Below are 1,554 nucleotides of genomic sequence, written 5' to 3'. Positions count from 1 at the left end.
TTGAGCCGGCGGTTCTCCTCCTCCAGCTCCTTCATGCGCGCGACCATGGACACGTCCATGCCGCCGAACTTGCTGCGCCACTTGTAGAACGTCGCCGAGCTGATGCCGTGCTCGCGGCACAGCTCCGGCACGGGCGCACCGGCCTGGGCCTGCTTGAGCACGGCGATGATCTGGCTGTCGGTAAAGCGGGACTTCTTCATGGAACCTCCTCGAGAAAGGGTACGAGAAAATTCCACTTCTGGCGTCTGCTAATGGGCGGGGGGATTACCACGCCATGCATGAGCAGATTCGGACCAAGGTCACTGAGCTTGGCCAACAGCACGGCGTCTCTGGCGAAGTGAATGATCGAATGACGGCAAGCTTACTCACGCTTGCGAAAGACAACGGGCTGACCCGGGTAGACCATGTTCTTCTGAGCAACCGCACTGCAAGCTTGGATGCAGCGACCAATGTCTTCGTCGTTCAAGGCTCTCCCAACGATCCGGCCATGCTCCGGGCTCACATGCCAACAGCCCAAGCCGCTCAAACTCCCGTAGAGCAGTCGTTCAATCAGCTCGAACAAGTCAATCACCGATTGGCGCAAAGCCAAGCTCAGCAGCAGACCTTGGAGCAGACGCAAAGCCAAAACGCGCCCCAGATGCGGATGAGCTAAGCAGGCAACAACGATCAACAAGAAGACTGCCCCTTTCGACAAGGAGCAGTCTTGCTGCTTTTCTTAGACGCCTCTGCCCTACATCGATGGCTTTGGACGACGAAACTTCAATTCCCATTGACCGGACTGTTGATCAGTCGCCATGGCGGCACTCTCTGCGATGGTCGGTGCTGTGACCAGACTCTCAGACAGTTCCATGTTGAATTTCTCCTCCAATGCTTGACGGGCCCTTATCATCTCTTGACGCGTTTTGTTGATCCGCCAGTTCTGGATCGCCACGATCCGAGGCGAGACATGCACCTTCGCACGCGCGAAACGGCGTCGCGCACGAATTGCAGCTTGCGTCCGCGATGTATCCTCATGGTCCGAAAGCTGAGCTTGCGCTCGCAATACCGCCATGCGCGCACGATGTGGCCGCACCATGGCGTGAACATAGCGGCTCACTGCCTTGGCTAAGACTTCCGTATCTTCGAACAAGAAGGGCTTTGTGGCGTAGTTGTCCGTTCGCCGGCAAAGCAGGCTCGCATACGCTTGCTGAAAAGCTGGCTCAATCTGAATGCCGGGAATGATCCGCAACACCTCCAATGATTGCTGCGCGACTTCGCGCTGCGCTTCCAACCAGTCTTCGATGAGCTGAGCTTCCGCGTTTAAGACCTCCGCATCTTTGCCCGTGGAGCGAGCCAAGCGTGTCACGCGGCTCAGGTGCAGCGTCTTACCGGTGTAGGGCGTATACAGTCCGGATCGAGGCGCAGGCTGACGCGCCAAGCGCTCTTTCGCCTCTTGCACAGGACTGACCTTGTGCTTTGCACGAAGCGCGGCGCCTTCGACAGATCCGGCAGCCTCTCTCAGTCTGTCTTTGAGTGCTGCGGCATGGCTATGCGCCTTAGGGAAGGTCTGAACAA

At 57.9% G+C, this 1,554-nt stretch carries 3 protein-coding genes; 1 reads left to right on the top strand and 2 read right to left on the bottom strand.

Annotated elements, in window-relative coordinates; genetic code table 11:
- Nucleotides 1–200: transposase (locus J7360_RS20735; RefSeq protein ID WP_059001059.1), on the bottom strand; the 200-nt coding region annotated here is incomplete at its 3' end.
- Nucleotides 201–274: 74 nt separating this feature from the next.
- Between J7360_RS20735 and J7360_RS20730 the strand changes: the two genes are divergently transcribed.
- Nucleotides 275–652: an XVIPCD domain-containing protein gene (locus tag J7360_RS20730; RefSeq protein ID WP_244667870.1), complete on the top strand. Its 378-nt coding sequence runs from the start codon at nt 275–277 to the stop codon at nt 650–652.
- A gap of 78 nt (nt 653–730) precedes the next feature.
- On the opposite strand, the gene J7360_RS20725 is transcribed toward J7360_RS20730, so the two are convergent.
- A partial coding sequence (locus tag J7360_RS20725) for a plasmid mobilization protein (RefSeq protein WP_244667869.1) occupies nt 731–1,554 on the bottom strand: 824 nt, incomplete at its 5' end.

The organism is Xanthomonas sp. D-99 (assembly GCF_017746145.1).
In the GTDB taxonomy this organism is placed as follows: domain Bacteria; phylum Pseudomonadota; class Gammaproteobacteria; order Xanthomonadales; family Xanthomonadaceae; genus Xanthomonas; species Xanthomonas cissicola.
Note: the sequence above shows the minus strand (reverse complement) of the source record. Positions and strands in the feature narration are given on the sequence as shown.

What these genes read in the sequence shown, in the direction of transcription:
- J7360_RS20730 (WP_244667870.1), top strand. Translation starts at nt 275, where the DNA reads ATGCATGAGCAGATTCGGACCAAGGTCACTGAGCTTGGCCAACAGCAC.